General features: G+C 65.7%; 16 protein-coding genes and 1 tRNA gene. 6 read left to right on the top strand and 11 right to left on the bottom strand.

Annotated features, from left to right (window positions below):
- Nucleotides 1-9 precede the first annotated feature (9 nt).
- Genes AC3WQY_RS00830 through AC3WQY_RS00820 form a run of 3 tightly spaced genes read left to right on the top strand, consistent with a single transcriptional unit; the run spans nucleotide 10 to nucleotide 1,702 of the window.
- On the top strand, nucleotides 10-810 hold the full coding sequence (locus AC3WQY_RS00830) for a DUF3106 domain-containing protein (protein WP_492705033.1): 801 nt from the start codon (nucleotides 10-12) through the stop codon (nucleotides 808-810).
- 14 nt (nucleotides 811-824) lie between these two features.
- Nucleotides 825-1,325 (top strand): RDD family protein, encoded by a 501-nt coding sequence (locus AC3WQY_RS00825; protein ID WP_285232959.1) that lies wholly within the window; start codon nucleotides 825-827, stop codon nucleotides 1,323-1,325.
- Entirely contained in the window at nucleotides 1,322-1,702 is a 381-nt protein-coding gene (locus AC3WQY_RS00820) for a diacylglycerol kinase (protein ID WP_285232960.1), read from the top strand. Before AC3WQY_RS00825 ends, AC3WQY_RS00820 begins: the two co-directional genes overlap by 4 nt.
- 4 nt (nucleotides 1,703-1,706) lie before the next feature.
- On the opposite strand, the gene AC3WQY_RS00815 is transcribed toward AC3WQY_RS00820, so the two are convergent.
- Together AC3WQY_RS00815 and AC3WQY_RS00810 are read right to left on the bottom strand one after the other, a co-directional pair.
- Nucleotides 1,707-2,045, bottom strand: coding sequence for a P-II family nitrogen regulator (locus AC3WQY_RS00815; protein WP_241298315.1), 339 nt, complete (start codon nucleotides 2,043-2,045; stop codon nucleotides 1,707-1,709).
- 36 nt (nucleotides 2,046-2,081) lie between these two features.
- On the bottom strand, nucleotides 2,082-3,770 hold the full coding sequence (locus AC3WQY_RS00810) for an NAD+ synthase (RefSeq protein WP_285232961.1): 1,689 nt from the start codon (nucleotides 3,768-3,770) through the stop codon (nucleotides 2,082-2,084).
- A gap of 44 nt (nucleotides 3,771-3,814) precedes the next feature.
- Here AC3WQY_RS00810 and AC3WQY_RS00805 point away from each other — a divergent pair, with 44 nt between their 5' ends.
- Entirely contained in the window at nucleotides 3,815-4,978 is a 1,164-nt protein-coding gene (locus tag AC3WQY_RS00805; RefSeq protein ID WP_285232962.1) for a GNAT family N-acetyltransferase, read from the top strand.
- A 62-nt stretch (nucleotides 4,979-5,040) separates the two neighbouring features.
- Here AC3WQY_RS00805 and ppa read toward each other — a convergent pair whose 3' ends face one another.
- Entirely contained in the window at nucleotides 5,041-5,580 is a 540-nt protein-coding gene (gene ppa / locus AC3WQY_RS00800; protein WP_285232963.1) for an inorganic diphosphatase, read from the bottom strand.
- A 254-nt stretch (nucleotides 5,581-5,834) separates the two neighbouring features.
- Between ppa and AC3WQY_RS00795 the strand changes: the two genes are divergently transcribed.
- Nucleotides 5,835-8,006, top strand: coding sequence for a sodium-translocating pyrophosphatase (locus AC3WQY_RS00795; RefSeq protein WP_285232964.1), 2,172 nt, complete (start codon nucleotides 5,835-5,837; stop codon nucleotides 8,004-8,006).
- A 131-nt stretch (nucleotides 8,007-8,137) separates the two neighbouring features.
- Nucleotides 8,138-8,989 (top strand): hypothetical protein, encoded by an 852-nt coding sequence (locus tag AC3WQY_RS00790; protein ID WP_492705029.1) that lies wholly within the window; start codon nucleotides 8,138-8,140, stop codon nucleotides 8,987-8,989.
- 75 nt (nucleotides 8,990-9,064) lie between these two features.
- Here AC3WQY_RS00790 and AC3WQY_RS00785 read toward each other — a convergent pair.
- The 8 genes from AC3WQY_RS00785 to infC all read right to left on the bottom strand — a co-directional run bounded on the left by AC3WQY_RS00785 (nucleotide 9,065) and on the right by infC (nucleotide 14,993).
- Nucleotides 9,065-9,141 (bottom strand) — tRNA-Pro (locus AC3WQY_RS00785).
- Nucleotides 9,142-9,172: 31 nt separating this feature from the next.
- The gene (locus tag AC3WQY_RS00780) at nucleotides 9,173-9,646 is read right to left on the bottom strand and encodes a MerR family transcriptional regulator (RefSeq protein ID WP_492705027.1); all 474 of its coding nucleotides are present in this window, start codon (nucleotides 9,644-9,646) and stop codon (nucleotides 9,173-9,175) included.
- 34 nt (nucleotides 9,647-9,680) lie between these two features.
- Complete coding sequence (locus AC3WQY_RS00775) at nucleotides 9,681-10,049, bottom strand: integration host factor subunit alpha (RefSeq protein ID WP_285232966.1); 369 nt, start codon at nucleotides 10,047-10,049, stop codon at nucleotides 9,681-9,683.
- A 10-nt stretch (nucleotides 10,050-10,059) separates the two neighbouring features.
- A complete protein-coding gene (gene pheT / locus AC3WQY_RS00770) occupies nucleotides 10,060-12,486 on the bottom strand; it encodes a phenylalanine--tRNA ligase subunit beta (protein WP_492705025.1) in 2,427 nt (808 codons plus the stop codon).
- A 50-nt stretch (nucleotides 12,487-12,536) separates the two neighbouring features.
- Nucleotides 12,537-13,592, bottom strand: coding sequence for a phenylalanine--tRNA ligase subunit alpha (pheS, locus tag AC3WQY_RS00765; RefSeq protein ID WP_492705023.1), 1,056 nt, complete (start codon nucleotides 13,590-13,592; stop codon nucleotides 12,537-12,539).
- A gap of 126 nt (nucleotides 13,593-13,718) precedes the next feature.
- Nucleotides 13,719-14,075, bottom strand: coding sequence for a 50S ribosomal protein L20 (gene rplT / locus AC3WQY_RS00760; RefSeq protein ID WP_102766472.1), 357 nt, complete (start codon nucleotides 14,073-14,075; stop codon nucleotides 13,719-13,721).
- 24 nt (nucleotides 14,076-14,099) lie between these two features.
- Complete coding sequence (gene rpmI / locus AC3WQY_RS00755; protein ID WP_285232969.1) at nucleotides 14,100-14,303, bottom strand: 50S ribosomal protein L35; 204 nt, start codon at nucleotides 14,301-14,303, stop codon at nucleotides 14,100-14,102.
- A 144-nt stretch (nucleotides 14,304-14,447) separates the two neighbouring features.
- Nucleotides 14,448-14,993 (bottom strand): translation initiation factor IF-3, encoded by a 546-nt coding sequence (gene infC, locus AC3WQY_RS00750; protein WP_339603565.1) that lies wholly within the window; start codon nucleotides 14,991-14,993, stop codon nucleotides 14,448-14,450.
- Nucleotides 14,994-15,012: the final 19 nt, after the last annotated feature.

Genomic DNA, 15,012 nt, shown 5'->3' with positions numbered 1-15,012 from the left:
ACTGAGAACATGATCCGGCCACTCCCAACAAGTTCGCTCGCCGCCCATTCCATCACTCTCGCCCTCGGCCTGATGACGGCCTGGCTGCCCTTGCAGCCGGCCGGCGCGCAAGCGCCCGAGCCCAGCGCAGACACGGCCAGTGCGGTGCCGGCCAGCCCCGCCGCCAGCGCCGTGGCCAAACCGCTGCCGGCGGGTACTGCCGCGGGCCTGCTGGGCATCGGCAGTTGGCAGGCCCTGAGCCCGGCCCAGCGCTCGGCCCTGGCCCCGCTGCAGCAGGAATGGGACAAGCTCGACAGCTCGCGCCGCGGCAAATGGCTGGAGGTGGCGGCGCGCTTCCATACGCTGCCGGCCGACGAACAGGCGCGCATCCGCGAGCGCATGATCGAGTGGACCAAGCTGAGCCCGATCGAGCGCCAGCAGGCCCGGGTCGGCTTCCAGTCCACGCCGCAGCTCAAGAACAATGAACTGCAGGCCAAATGGGAGGCCTACCAAGCCCTGCCCCCCGAGCGTCGCCAGGCGCTGGCGGACCGCGCCAGCCAGAAGACCCTGCCCGCGGCGAGCACGGCTCCAGGCGGCAAGGCCGCGGCGCCGCTGAGCCTTGCCAAATCCAATCTGGTGCCGGCACCGTCCGTGGCACCGATCACGGCCGTGGCACCGTCCATCCTGCAGGCCCGACCTGGCGCCACCACCGTGCTGATCACGCAGGTCAAGACGCTGCCCGCGCACCAGACCGCCGGCCAACCCAAGGTGCTGGCCGACCCCGATCTGGTCGACCCCAAGACCCTGCTGCCGAAGGCGCGCGCCAACTGACGATGAGCGAAGCGATGAATAGCCCGCAGGCGCCGGGCCTGCTGCGCCGCATGGCCTGCTTCATGTACGAGGGCGTGTTGCTGTTCGGCGTGGTGTTCGTGGCCGGCTATCTGTACTCGGCCCTCACCCAGCAGCGCCATGCCATGCAGGGCCAGCATGGCCTGCAGGCCTTCCTGTTCGTGGTGCTGGGCATCTACTTCATCTGGTTCTGGTCGCATGGCGGTCAGACCGTGGCGATGAAGGCCTGGCATCTGCGCGTGGTGGACCAACAGGGTGCCCCGCTCACCCAGGCGCGCGCGCTGCTGCGCTATCTGCTGAGCTGGCTGTGGTTCATGCCGGCGCTGGTGAGCGTCTACGCGATGGGCCTGCATGGCCTGGGGGCGATCTTCGGCACCCTGCTGGCCGGCGTGCTGGGCTATGCCCTGCTGGCCAAGCTGCATCCGCAAGGGCAGTTCCTGCACGATGTGCTGAGCCGCACCCGCCTCATCACGCAACTGCCCCCCAAGAAGGCATGAGCAATCCGCACAAGGGCCGCACCGGCCTGGATCGCATCCTGCGCGCCACCGGCTACTCGATGGCCGGCCTGCGCGCGGCCTACACGGGCGAAAGCGCGTTTCGGCAGGAAGTCTGGTTGATGGTAGTGGCCACGCCGGCGGCCTTCTGGCTGGGCCGCAACTGGGTCGAGGTGGCGCTGCTGCTGGGCTCGCTGCTGTTGCTGCTGATCGTGGAGCTGCTGAACTCCGGCATCGAGGCCGCGATCGACCGCATCTCGTTCGAGTTGCACGAACTGTCCAAGCGCGCCAAGGACATCGCCAGCGCCGCGGTGTTCCTGGCGCTGCTGCTTTGCGCAGGCATCTGGGGCGCCGCCCTGTGGCAGCGCCTGCTGACCTGAGGCCTTAGACCGCCGCCTCGTCGGTCTCGCCGGTGCGGATGCGCACCACCTGCTCCACGGGGGTGACGAAGATCTTGCCATCGCCGATCTTGCCGGTCTTGGCCGCCTTCAGGATGGCGTCGATGCAGCGCTCGACGTCATCGTCCTTGACCACCACTTCCACCTTCACCTTGGGCAGGAAGTCCACCACGTACTCCGCACCGCGGTAGAGCTCGGTATGGCCCTTCTGGCGGCCGAAGCCCTTCACCTCGGTCACCGTCAGACCCGATGCACCCACCTCGGCCAGAGCCTCGCGGACTTCGTCCAGCTTGAAGGGCTTGATGATGGCGGTGATCTGCTTCATGGTCTGACTCCAGCGATTTGAAAGGATTGGGGCAATTTAAGCACGGAACTTGGAGGTAATCGGGTAGCGCCAGTCGCGTCCGAAGGCGCGGTGCGTGATGCGTATGCCGATGGGCGCCTGGCGCCGCTTGTATTCGTTGATCTTGATCAGGCGGGTGACGCGCTCCACGTCGGCCGCAGCGAAGCCCGCCGCGACGATCTCGGCGATCGACTGGTCTTCTTCCATATAGCGCGCCAGGATCGCGTCCAGCACCTCGTAAGGCGGCAGGCTGTCCTGGTCCTTCTGATCCGGGCGCAACTCGGCCGAGGGCGGCCGGGTGATGATGCGCTCCGGAATCACCGGGCCCAGCGTGCCATCGGCGCGCCGCGTCGGCTGTTCGTTCTTCCAGCGCGCCAGGCGGAACACCAGGGTCTTGGCCACATCCTTGATGACGGCGAAGCCGCCCGCCATGTCGCCGTAAAGCGTGCAGTAGCCGGTCGCCATCTCGCTCTTGTTGCCGGTGGTGAGCACGATGGAGCCGAACTTGTTGGACAGCGCCATCAGCAGCGTGCCGCGCACGCGCGCCTGGATGTTCTCCTCAGTGGCGTCCAGCGGCAGGCCGGCGAATTCGCCCGCCAGGCTTTGCGTGAAGGCCTCGAACATGGGCGTGATGGACTTCTCGTCGTAGCGCACGCCCAGGCGCTCGGCCATGTCGCGTGCGTCGATCCAGGAGATGTCAGCCGTATAGGGCGAAGGCATCATCACGGTGCGCACGCGATCCGCACCCAGCGCATCCACCGCCACCGCCAAGACCAGGGCCGAGTCGATGCCGCCCGACAGCCCGATGATGGCGCCCGGAAAGCCATTCTTGCCGATGTAGTCGCGCACCCCGGTGACCAGCGCCGCCCAGCATTGCGCCTCCAGCTCCGGCAAGGGCATGACCTGACCCCGCGGGCAGGCATCGGCGCCCAGTTCGATCAGCGTCAGGTCCTCCTCGAACATCGGCGCACGCGCCACCACCCGGCCCTGGGCATCGAGCGCGAAGGAAGCACCGTCGAACACCACCTCGTCCTGCCCGCCCACCAGATGGGCGTAGAGCAGCGGCAGCCCCACATCGCGCGCGCGCTGGGCCATGCGCTCCTCGCGCTCGGCCACCTTGCCCAGATGAAAGGGCGAGGCGTTCAAGACGCACAGCACCTGGGCGCCCGCGGCCCTGGCGGCACGCGCGGGCTCCTCGAACCAGGCGTCTTCGCAAATCGTCAGCCCGAAACGCAGGCCATCGATCTCGAACACCACCGCACCCTGCCCCGCATCGCGGCCGGAGATGAAATAGCGGCGCTCGTCAAACACCTGGTAGTTGGGCAGCTCGCGCTTGCAATAGGTGCGCAAGACCTGTCCCCCTGCCAGCACCGAGGCCGCATTGAAGCGGCGCGGCACGCTCAGGGACTTGGACCTAAGATCCCCGCCATCGTCCATTTGATGCGGATGCCCCACCACCACATGCAAGCCTTCGCACGCGGCAAGCTCTTCGGCAATCAGGCGCAGGCTGGCTGCGCAAGCCTCCATGAAGGCCGGCCGCAGCAACAGATCCTCCGGCGGATAGCCACACAGACTCAGCTCCGGCGTGAGCAGCAATCGGGCACCTTGCGCATGGGCACGCCGGCCGTACTCGATGATCTTGCTGGCGTTGCCGGCCAGATCGCCGACGGTGACATTGATTTGCGCAAGCGCGACTTTCACAGACATGGGCGCGGGGTCCTGGCGAGCCCTGGCAAGCGCAGGGCAAAAGCATGAATCGAGGCGTCGCCGATTATGTCATTCGGGTTGCTACCGATCCCCATGATCTGCCCCTGCAAGCCTGGAACGATTTGCTGCGCGCGCAGGAGCTGCCCACGCCCTTCATGCGGCTGGAATATTTCCAGGCCCTGCATGCCAGCGGCTCGGCGGTGGCCTCCACCGGTTGGCAGCCGCAGTTCCTGAGCCTCTGGCATGGCGATGAACTGGTGGGCGCCTGCCCGGCCTATCTGAAGAGCCACTCCTACGGCGAATACGTGTTTGACTGGGCCTGGGCCGACGCCTATGCGCGCCATGGCCTGAGCTACTACCCCAAGCTGCTGGTGGCCGTGCCCTTCACGCCGGTGCCGGGCGCGCGCCTGCTGGCGCGCGACGCGGCCGCGCGCGACGCCCTGGTGCGCGGCCTGCAGGCGCTGGCAGCGCAGTTGCAGCTCTCCTCTGCCCATGTGCTGTTCTGCAGTGACGCGGACATGGCCGCCCTGCAGGGCGCGGGCTGGCTGCCGCGCCACAACGTGCAGTTCCACTGGCAGAACACCCAGCAGACGCCGCGCGAGTTCAAGGACTATCTGGCCAGCCTGCAACGCGACAAGCGCAAGAAGATCCAGCAGGAGCAGCGCCGCGTGCGCGAGGCCGGGGTGCGCTTCGAGGTGCGCGAAGGCGCGCAGATCAGCGCGCAGGACTGGGACTTCTTCTACCGCTGCTACACCCTCACCTACCGCGCACATCGCAGCACGCCCTATCTGAGTCGCAGCTTCTTCGCCGAGGCGAGCCGGCAGATGGCGCAGCATTGGCTGATGTTCATCGCCTACCGCGAGGGCGAGCGCCTGGCCGCCTCCTTGCTCGCCCTGGATCCCGAGCGCCGCACCGCCTATGGGCGCTACTGGGGTGCCCTGGAAGCCGTCCCCTGCCTGCATTTCGACGCCTGCTATTACCAGCCCCTGGCCTGGTGCCTGGCCCAGGGTTACCAGCGCTTCGAGGGCGGCGCCCAGGGCGAGCACAAGATGGCGCGCGGGCTCATGCCGGTGGGCACGCAGTCGGCCCACCGCCTGGCGCACCCGCAGTTCCGCGACGCGGTGGCCGAATTCCTGGCGCGCGAGGGCGAGGCCATGCACGACTACGTGAACGAACTGGAACAGCACCAGCCCTTCAAGAAGGCATGACCTGACCCCAGAAACGACAAAAGCGCCTCGCGGCGCTCTTGTCATCGGCAGCAGGGCTGACCTTACTTCTGCTGCTGCTTGGCGTAGGCGGCGATGCCGGACATGATCTCGGCCTTGGCGGCCTCCGGGCCTTCCCAGCCCTGCACCTTGACCCACTTGCCGGGTTCCAGGTCCTTGTAATGCTCGAAGAAATGCTGGATGGCGTTGAGGCGCATCTTGTTCACGTCCTCGGGCTTCTGCCAATGCGTGTACATGGGCAGGATCTTGTCGATCGGCACGGCCAGCAGCTTGGCGTCGCCGCCTGCCTCGTCGTCCATCTTCAGCACGCCGACGGCACGGCAGGTCACCACCACGCCAGGGGTCAGCGGGAAGGGGGTGATCACCAGCACGTCCACCGGGTCGCCGTCATCCGACAGGGTCTGCGGGATGTAGCCATAGTTGCAGGGGTAGTGCATCGCGGTCGTCATGAAACGATCCACGAACATGGCACCGGTCTCCTTGTCGACCTCGTACTTGATCGGGTCGGCGTTCATCGGGATTTCGATGATCACGTTGAACTGTTCGGGCGCCTTGGCGCCGGGGGTCACGTTGTGCAGGCTCATTGTGTTCTCTACGGCCAGGGGGAAACCCGCATTCTAGAGGCTCAGCTGATAGGGGCCTGACGCCGGAAGCCTGGACGCCGCCTCAAGCTCGCTTCAATCTCGTTTACCCGCATCCGCTGGTAAACGCGCAATCCAAGCGTCACGCCCCTCACTTAGCATGAACTCAGCGACCCTGTTGATACGAAGCGTGCAGGACTGGCGTTCAGAGACGGGGCGTCTTCAATAACGGCAGATACAACAGAGGAGACATGTACATGTCGACGAGTTTGGCGCTGTATTTCGCGCTGGCCTGCGGCCTGGCCGCGGTTCTGTATGGCTTCATCCAACGAAGCTGGATTCTCAGTCAGGATGCCGGCAATGCCCGCATGCAGGAGATCGCCGCGGCGATCCAGCAGGGCGCTGCGGCCTATCTGGCCCGGCAGTACAAGACGATTGCGATCGTCGGTGTGGTGCTTGCCATCCTGATTGCCCTGTTCCTGGACAAGACCACCGCCGTCGGCTTCGTGGTCGGCGCCCTGCTCTCGGGCGCCTGCGGTTTCATCGGCATGAACGTGTCGGTGCGTGCCAATGTGCGCACCGCGCAGGCGGCCACGCAAGGCATGGGCCCCGCCCTCAACGTCGCCTTCAAGGGCGGCGCCATCACCGGCATGCTGGTGGTGGGCCTGGGCCTGCTGGGCGTGAGCCTGTTCTTCTGGTTTCTGAGCGGCGGCGAGAAGGTGGACTCCGCCACGCTCAAGCCGCTGCTGGGCTTCGCCTTCGGCTCCTCGCTGATCTCGATCTTCGCGCGTCTGGGCGGCGGCATCTTCACCAAAGGCGCTGACGTCGGCGCCGACCTGGTGGGCAAGGTGGAGGCCGGCATCCCCGAGGATGACCCGCGCAACCCCGCCGTGATCGCCGACAACGTCGGCGACAACGTCGGCGACTGCGCCGGCATGGCGGCCGACCTGTTCGAGACCTATGCGGTGACGCTGATCGCCACCATGGCCCTGGGCGCCCTGGTCGTCACCAGCGCACCGATGGCCGCGGTGCTCTACCCGCTGCTGTTGGGTGGCGTTTCCATCATCGCCTCCATCATCGGCTGCAGCTTCGTCAAGGCCAGTCCCGGCATGAAGAACGTGATGCCGGCCCTCTACAAAGGGCTGACGGTGGCCGGCGTGCTGTCGCTGATCGCCTTCTACTTCGTCACCAAGGCCGTGGTGCCAGATGACGCGCTGGGTGCCGGCACGCAGCTGCGCCTGTTCGGCGCATGCGCGGTGGGTCTGGTGCTGACCGCCGTGCTGGTCTGGATCACCGAGTTCTACACCGGCACGCAGTATTCGCCGGTGCAGCACATCGCGCAGGCATCGACCACCGGCCACGGCACCAACATCATTGCCGGCCTGGGCGTGTCGATGCGCTCCACCGCGTGGCCGGTGCTGTTCGTCTGCGCCGCCATCATCGCGTCCTATGCGCTGGGCGGGCTTTACGCCATCGCGGTGGCGGCCACGTCGATGCTGAGCATGGCCGGCATCGTCGTCGCGCTGGACGCCTACGGCCCCATCACCGACAACGCCGGTGGTATTGCCGAGATGTCGGAGCTGCCCGAGAGTGTGCGCGCCGTCACCGATCCGCTGGACGCCGTCGGCAACACCACCAAGGCCGTGACCAAGGGCTATGCGATCGGTTCGGCCGGCCTGGCGGCCCTGGTGCTGTTTGCCGACTACACGCACTCGCTGTCGGCACGCGGCATCGACGTGAAGTTCGACCTCAGCGATCCCAAGGTGATCGTGGGCCTCTTCATCGGTGGCCTGATCCCCTACCTCTTCGGTGCGATGGCCATGGAGGCGGTGGGCCGTGCGGCCGGCGCCGTGGTGGTGGAAGTGCGCCGCCAGTTCAAGGAGATCAAGGGCATCATGGACGGCTCGGGCAAGCCCGAGTACGGCCGCGCCGTGGACATGCTGACGACCGCCGCGATCAAGGAAATGATCGTGCCCTCGCTGCTGCCCGTGGTGGTGCCGGTGCTGGTTGGTCTGCTACTGGGCCCGGCCGCGCTGGGCGGTCTGCTGATGGGCACCATCGTGACCGGCCTGTTTGTGGCCATCTCGATGTGCACCGGCGGTGGCGCCTGGGACAACGCCAAGAAGTACATCGAAGACGGCCATCACGGCGGCAAGGGCTCCGAGGCCCACAAGGCCGCGGTGACCGGCGACACCGTGGGCGATCCCTACAAGGACACGGCCGGCCCGGCAGTCAACCCGCTGATCAAGATCATCAACATCGTGGCGCTGCTGATCGTGCCGCTGCTACCGATGGCCGCATCGAGCGTGGAGACGCCGGCGGCCCATGTCGCGCCCGCGGTGGCGCCGGTCAGCGAGGGATCCATACCGATGGCCGCCTCGGCCAGCGAGCCTGCAGCGGCACCGGCATCCGCCGCCTCCCAGCCCTGAGGGCTTTCCCTAGCCGACTCGAAACAGCCCGCGATCGCGGGCTGTTCTTACTTTGACGGGGCCAGAATGCGCGCAACAATAGGCCATCCAAGTGCAGCGCCGATTCCGGCCACCCATACTCCGCGAGCCCCATGATGAAACCAGCGATCACGCAACACGAGTTGATGCGCCGTCGCTCCCAAATGGCCGACCTGCAGCGCTATGTGGTCAGCCAGGAAGAGGCCTTCGGCCAGTTGCACGGCCGGCTCACGGCCTTCATCGATCGCTACGTGGCCACGCTCGGGCCGCTCTACATGGAACTCGATGCGCTGGAATCGCAGCTGCACCTGGCCATGACCTACCTCTCCGAAGCGCTGCGCAGCCATGGCGTCGATGTGCGGGCGCCGCTGCCACCGCGCGCCACCGATCTGCCCCGCCTGAGCGTGCTGCCCAGTGCGGCCCCGATGCCGGTTGAACCCCAGGGCGGCATCGTCGACGTCGCGCCACCCACGCTCAAGCAGCTTTATCGCCGCGCCGCGATGCGCTTGCATCCGGACCTGGCGCGCGGCGAGCGCGAGCGCCGCCTGCGCGAGGATCAGATGATGGCCGCCAACGAGGCCTATGCCGCTGGCGACCGCCCCAGGCTGGAGGCGCTGTTGTTGGCGGCGGGCGAAGACCCGCTCAAGGTGACCGGCAGCAATGGCAGTGCCGTGCTCGAATGGTTGCGCCGCAGCGAGTTGGCCGTGCAGGGCCGATTGCGCGTCGTGCAGGCCCATTTGCTGGCCTTGCAAGCCCATCCCATGCACCAGCTCTGGATCGCCATCGAACGCGCCGAGTTGAAAGGCCTGGATCCGCTGGGCGTGATGGCGAACCGTCTGCGCGCCCAGATCAGCGAACGGCGCCAGGAGCTCTACATCGGCCAACGCCTGCAGCCCGATTCCAAGCTGGCACTCGCCTTTCTGCACCAGCGCGTGGAACGCATGGGCACGATGGCACTGGGCTGATCCGGTCGTTTCGAAACGCGGGCTCCAGATACGACAAAACCCAGCATCTTGCGATGCTGGGTTTCTCGTTTTCATTGGTCGGGGCGGCGGGATTCGAACTCGCGACCCCTTGCACCCCATGCAAGTGCGCTACCAGGCTGCGCTACGCCCCGACTGAGAAAAAGATTATAGAACGATTTTTGACTAGATTGCAAGCAAACTCGCTCGAATCGACAGCAATTCTTCCCGCACCTGATCCAACGAGAGTTTTTCCAGGCTGACCGTGGCGCGCGCACTGTCGTGCACGCCCGCCGCCATCGCTGACACCGGCACATGGCCAGGGGTCAGGTCTTGCGTGAATCCGATCAGCTCCGCGGCATGCGCCTCCTCACGGAAGCTGCTGGCGGCATCGCCACGCGCCGCGCCGCCCTCGATGAGCTGATTGCGCGCACCGCTGATGGTGAAGCCCTGGTCGTACAAGAGATCGCGGATGCGCCGGATCAGCAACACCTCATGGTGCTGGTAATAGCGCCGATTGCCGCGCCGCTTCATGGGCTTGAGCTGCGTGAACTCCTGCTCCCAGTAGCGCAGCACATAGGGCTTCACACCGCACAGCTCACTCACCTCACCAATGGTGAAGTAACGTTTGGCGGGAATGGCGGGAAGCGCTTTGTCCATTGAAATCAAGGGCTTCAGGTGCGGAGGTCAGACTCTACTCGAAGTCGTCTGCGACGGGGGCTTCCCCTTGTACCGCAGCTTTGAGTTTGTGGCTGGCATGAAAAGTAACCACATTCCTGGCCTTGATCGGAATCGCCTCGCCGGTGCGCGGATTGCGCCCCGGGCGCGGCGCCTTGCGGCGGATGTTGAAGTTGCCGAAGCCCGACAGCTTCACATCGCGGCCCTGCACCAGGCTGGCATGGATGATGTCGAAGAAGGCCTCGACCATGTCCTTGGATTCGCGCTTGTTGAGGCCCAGCTTGTCGAACAGCAGCTCGGCGAGCTCGGCCTTGGTCAGCGTGGGCGTCTCGAGGCTGGGCAGCAGCACGCGCGCGCCCTGCTCCTTGGTATCGTCGTCGCTCATCAGCATGTCCTCAGCCGCGCAGACGCGCGCCCAGTTTGTCGCCCAGCGCGGCCACCACGGCAGCCACCGTTTGCTCGATGCGTTCGTCGGTCAGGGTGCTCTCGTCGTCCAGCAGCTCCAGCCGCACGGCCATGCTGCGCTCGCCGTCCTTGAACTCGGCGTTCGCCTGTGCCGGCTTGAACACATCAAAAAGTCTGGCCGAGCGTACCAGCCCGCTTTGCACGCCGGTGATGGCCTGCATCAAGGATTCATGCGTGACCTGCTCGTCCACGATCACGGCGAGATCGCGCAGCACGGCCTGCTGGCGCGGCACGCCCTGCCCTGCCGGCAGGCTGCGCGCCAGCACGGCATCGAGGTCCAGTTCAAACAGGATGGGCGCGCTGGGCAGTTCGTAACCCTGGCGCCACTTGGGATGCAACTCGCCCAGCACGCCGATGTCGCGGCCGTCCAGTTCCACGCGCGCGCTGCGGCCCGGGTGCAGGGCCGGATGCTCGGCAGCGACAAAGCGCAGCTGGCGCGGCGCGAACAAGGCCTCCAGATCGCCCTTCACGTCGAAGAAGTCCACCGCGCGCTCGCGCTGGCTCCATTGCTGCTGCTCGGCCGGGCCCCAGGCCAGGCCGCCCAGGCGCAGCGGCTGGGCCACGCCATTGATGCTCGCATCGCCCTGTGCCACGGAGGCATCGCGCAGGAACACGCGGCCGATTTCGAACACGCGCACGCGCGGCGCCTTGCGCGTCAGGTTGTAGCGCAGCACGTTGAGCAGGCTGCCCAGCAGGCTGGTGCGCATCACCGAGAGCGGCGCCGCAATCGGGTTCAGCAAACGGATCGGCTGCTGATTGCCCGCCAGCTCCTGCTCCCAGCGCTCTTCGACGAAGCTGAAGTTGATGGTCTCGAAGTAGTCGCGCGCGGCCACGGCATGGCGCAGCGCATGCACGCCACGGCGCGCTTCCGAGCGCGTCTTGCCGACGATGGGGGCCAGCGGCGGCGTGGCCGGCAGCTTGGGGTAGCCCAGCACGCGGATGACTTCCTCGATCAGGTCTTCCTCGATCTGGATGTCGAAGCGCCAGCTCGGCGGCGTGACGGTCAGCACGCCGGGCTGCTCGCTGAATTCCAGGCCCAGACGCTGGAACACGCCGACGCAATCGGCCTGCGTGACGGGCATGCCGATGACCTTGGCGGCACGTGCCACGCGCAGTTGCACCGGCTTGCGCTCGGGCAGGGCCAGGGTCTGATCGCTCACCGGGCCGGCCTCGCCGCCGCAGATGTCCAGGATCAGCTGGGTGATGCGCTCGATATGCTCGACGATGGTGGCGGGGTCCACGCCGCGCTCGAAGCGGTGCCCGGCATCGGTGGAGAAGTTGTAGCGGCGGCCGCGCCCCATCACCGCCTCGGGCCACCAGAATGCGGCCTCGACATAGACATGGCGCGTGTCATCCGACACCGCGGTGGCGTCGCCACCCATGATGCCGGCCAGCGACTCCACCTGCTCGGCATCGGCGATTACGCCGACCTTCTCGTCCAACTCGATGGTGTTGCCGTTCAGCAGCTTGAGCGTCTCGCCCGGCCGGCCCCAACGCACCACCAGCTCGTTGCGGATCTTGTCCAGATCGAAGATATGCGAGGGGCGGCCGTACTCGAACATCACATAGTTGGAGATGTCCACCAGGGCCGTCACCGAGCGCTGGCCGCAGCGCGCCAGACGCTCCACCATCCAGGCAGGCGTCTTCGCCCTGGTGTTGACACCGCGCACGATGCGGCCGGCAAAGCGGCCACACAGATCGGGCGCCTCGACGCGCACCGGCAGTTGGTCGTGGTGCTTGAGCGCCACCGGCGGGAATGCCGGCGTCTGCAGCGGCGTGCCGGTCAGCGCCGAGACCTCGCGCGCGATGCCATAGACGCTCAGGCCATGGCCCAGATTGGGCGTGAGCTTGAGGGTGAAGAGCGTGTCGTCGAGATTCAGATGCTGGCGGATGTCCTGCCCGATCGGCGCACCGGCATCCAGCTCGAGCAAGCCGCCATGGTCCTCGCTGAGCTTGAGCTCGCGCGCCGAGCACAGCATGCCGAAGCTTTCCACGCCGCGCAGCTTGCCCACCTTGATCTGGAAGGGCTTGCCGTCCTCGCCCGGGGGCAGCTCGGCGCCCACCGTGGCCAGCGGCACCTTGATGCCGGTGCGCGCGTTGGGTGCACCGCAGACGATTTGCAGCGGCTCCCCATTGTTGAATTGAGCGCCGGCGTTGACCTTGCACACGCGCAACTTGTCGGCGTTAGGGTGCTGCTCGGCCTCGAGAATCTCGGCCACCACGATGCCATGGAAGGGCGGCGCGGCGGGGCGCAGCTCTTCCACCTCCATACCGGACATGGTGAGCAGATTGGCCAGCTCTTGGGTATTCAGGGGCGGATTGCAGAAGCTCCGCAGCCAGGACTCGGGGAATTGCATGTCTTGTTCTCTTCAGGCTTGTTCGGTGGTGGGCGGCAGCAGCGTCTCGTTCACTTGAACTGGGACAGGAAGCGCAGATCGCCATCAAAGAACAGGCGCAGGTCGTTCACGCCATAGCGCAGCATGGCCAGGCGGTCGATGCCCGAGCCGAAGGCGAAGCCGATGTAGCGCTCCGGGTCCAGGCCCATATTGCGTATCACCTGGGGGTGCACCTGGCCGGCACCGGAGACCTCCAGCCAACGGCCTTTCAGCGGGCCGGACTCGAACATGATGTCGATTTCGGCGCTGGGCTCGGTGAAGGGGAAGTAGCTGGGGCGGAAGCGCAACTCGAGCGCGTCGGTCTCGAAGAAGGCCGTGATGAAGTTCAGGTAGACCGACTTCAGATCCTTGAAACTGATGTTCTCGCCCACCCACAGGCCCTCGACCTGGTGGAACATGGGCGAATGGGTGGCGTCGCTGTCCACGCGGTAGGTGCGGCCGGGTGCGATCACGCGAATTTCCGGCATCCCTTCGGGTGTGCTCGCCTGATGCGCATAGCGGCGCGCATGCGCCTGCGCATAGCGGATCTGCATCGGCGAGGTATGCGGGCGCAGATTGAACCAGCGGCCGCCCTCGTCCTTCATGTCCACGTAGAAGGTGTCCTGCATCGAACGCGCGGGATGGTTCTCGGGGTTGTTCAGCGCCGAGAAGCTGAACCAGTCGGTCTCGATCTCGGGACCGTCGGCGACGTCGAAGCCCATCGAACCGAAGATGGCCTCGATACGCTCCATCGCGCGCGTGATCGGGTGCAGGCCACCGGTGCCACGCTGGCGACCGGGCAGGCTCACGTCCAGGGCCTCGGCCTTCAGTTGCAGGGCCAGCTCCGCATCGGCCAGTTGCTGGCGGCGCGCCGTCAGCGCGCTCTCGATGCCTTGCTTGAGCTGGTTGATCTCGGCACCACGACTCTTCTTTTCCTCGACCGTGAGGGCAGCCAGTCCCTTCATCAGCTCGGTGACCCGCCCAGACTTGCCCAGGAATCGGGCCTTGGCATTTTCCAGGTCGGCGGGTGTGTTGGCCGCGGCAAACTCTGCCTGGGCGCTTTGAAGCAGTTGATCGAGGTCGTTCATCGCTGGGGCGAGTCGGAATCAAATAAGAAAAGGCCGAACACCAGGGTGTCGGCCTTTAAAGGTGCGCGCCCCGGCTTGCGTCGGGGCCGCCACGGCCAACCCGCAGAGCGGGCTGGCTGCTGGCAATTAAGCGAGAGCGGCCTTCACCTTGGCGAAGATGCTGGCAAAACCAGCAGGATCGTTGACGGCGAGATCGGCCAGGACCTTGCGGTCGATGTCGATCTGAGCCTTCTTCAGGCCAGCCACGAACTTGCTGTAGGTCAGTCCCAGACCGCGGCTTGCGGCGTTGATACGCGCAATCCACAGGGCACGGAACACGCGCTTCTTGGCACGGCGGTCACGGTAGGCGTACTGGCCCGCCTTCATCACCGCCTGCTTGGCGATGCGGAAGACGTTCTTACGACGACCACGGAAGCCCTTGGCCAGAGCCAGGACCTTCTTGTGACGAGCACGGGCGGTTACACCACGTTTGACGCGAGGCATGTTGTATCTCCTTGAATATGTGGATTACAGACCAGCAAAGGGCAGCATCTGAGCGATGTGACCCATGTTGGTTTCATGCACGTCGGTCGCACCACGCAGGTGGCGCTTGTTCTTCGTGGTCTTCTTGGTCAGGATGTGGCGCTTGAACGCCTGACCGCGCTTGACGGTACCACCCGGACGCACGCGAAAACGCTTCTTCGCGCTGCTCTTGGTCTTCATTTTGGGCATGTTATTGCTCCTTTTAAGTACGTCCCAGGGGCGGCCTCGATTCACTCGCTGCACTTGTTGGCCTCTGGAGACTAATAAACCCGCCGACGACCAAATCGGCGGGTTGAAACTGCAAGACCTCGACTCGCGCCGAGGCCTCTTGCGTCAGCGCTTCTTGGGCGCCAACACCATGATCATCTGCCGGCCTTCCAGCTTGGGCATGTTTTCGACCACGGCCACATCCGACAGCTCATCGCGAATGCGCTCCAACAAGCGCATGCCGATGTCCTGGTGGGTGATTTCGCGACCGCGATAACGCAGCGTCACCTTACCCTTGTCACCGTCTTCGGCGATGAAGCGGCGCAGATTGCGCATCTTGATCTGGTAGTCGCCCTCGTCCGTACCCGGGCGGAACTTGACTTCCTTGATCTCGATGACCTTCTGCTTGGCCTTGGCCTCGGCAGCACGCTTCTGCTCCTGGTACTTGAACTTGCCATAGTCCATCAACCGGCACACGGGCGGGTTGGCGGTGGCAGAGATCTCGACCAAGTCCACATCCAGCTCACCCGCCATGCGCAGGGCTTCCTGGATGCTCACAACCCCGATAGGCTCGTTTTCCGGGCCATTCAGGCGGACTTCGGGAGCAAGAATTTCACGGTTCAGCCGATGCTTTCGCTCGGGAATCGCACGACGGTCAGCAAAAGTAGCGATGGTGCCACCCTTTCAATAA

This window comes from Roseateles sp. FW301-B2 (assembly GCF_058788955.1).
The sequence above is the reverse complement of the archived record's forward strand: the minus strand, read 5'-3'. Positions and strand labels throughout refer to the sequence as shown.